Annotated in this window: 1 protein-coding gene and 1 rRNA gene; one reads left to right on the forward strand and one right to left on the reverse strand. The window is 62.4% G+C overall.

Going from position 1 to position 1,220, the window contains the following annotated elements:
* Positions 1 to 134 precede the first annotated feature (134 nt).
* Positions 135 to 251 (forward strand): 5S ribosomal RNA (gene rrf / locus A477_RS0117145).
* A 280-nt stretch (positions 252 to 531) separates the two neighbouring features.
* Here the strand turns inward: rrf and A477_RS23355 are convergent.
* On the reverse strand, positions 532 to 1,220 hold a 689-nt coding region (locus A477_RS23355; protein WP_017200163.1), incomplete at its 5' end, for a hypothetical protein.

Raw genomic sequence — 1,220 nt, forward strand, 5'->3', positions numbered from 1 at the left:
TTCCCGAACAACAACCCGCTTGTTCCAGGAACCAATAACTACATACACAACACCACAGTTGTAACCACCAAAGATTTCCCACCCCGAAAAACAGCCCACACCAGGCAAAACCACCGGGGAACGGGTAACAAGGTTACGGCGGTCATAGCGTGGGGGAAACGCCCGGTCCCATTCCGAACCCGGAAGCTAAGACCCACAGCGCCGATGGTACTGCACCCGGGAGGGTGTGGGAGAGTAGGACACCGCCGGACAACCATTAGGTAGAGACCCCCCAACCCACCACGGGTCGGGGGGTCTCCCACTTTAACCACCGATCTATACACGTATCCGCTTGGCAGTAGTGGTCGTTCCCGCCCCTGGATACAGCCGCTAATGCGTGGTAGTTGGGTGGCGCCGCGCTTGTGAGACTTGCCACGGCACGCCCCAAAGGTGCTTCCGGCGTTCGGTCGCCGTGGCGGGGTCGAATAGAATTGAACCAGATATACGAGTCGGCAGACCAGTGCTGCCGGCGGCGTGACAACGAAATAAGGGTTATGAGCGACTACGCACGCGCCAGTGGTCGGCTCGCAACAGGAGGAATCCACCATGGCTGAGCACAACGGCGGCAATCGCGGCGGCAATCGCGGAAACTTCGGAGGGAACCGTGATGACCGCGGTTCGTACCGCGCCAACAATAATTCCGGCGGGGACCCCCGTGGCTTCCGGTCCAGGGAGAACCGGGACGGCAATGACCGTCCGGCCCGCGATGGTGAGCGTCGTCCCTTCAACAATGACCGTAACGACCGTCCGGCTCGCGATGGTGAGCGCCGTTCCTTCGGCGGCGACCGTGACCGCAAGCCTTTCGGTGACCGTAATGACCGTCCGGCTCGCGACGGTGAACGCCGTTCCTTCGGTGACCGTAATGATCGTCCGGCTCGCGATGGTGAGCGCCGGTCCTTCGGCGGCGACCGTGACCGCAAGCCTTTCGGTGACCGTAACGACCGCCCGGCCCGCGATGGTGAGCGTCGTCCCTTCAACAACGACCGTGGCGACCGTAAGCCCTTCGGTGACCGTAATGATCGTCCGGCTCGCGATGGTGAGCGCCGGTCCTTCGGCGGCGACCGTGACCGTAAGCCTTTCGGTGACCGTAATGATCGTCCGGCTCGCGATGGTGAGCGTCGTCCCTTCAACAACGACCGTGGCGACCGTAAGCCCTTCGGTGATCGTCCCGAGCGTGGACC

Source organism: Arthrobacter sp. M2012083 (assembly GCF_000281065.1).
Classification (GTDB): Bacteria; Actinomycetota; Actinomycetes; order Actinomycetales; family Micrococcaceae; genus Arthrobacter.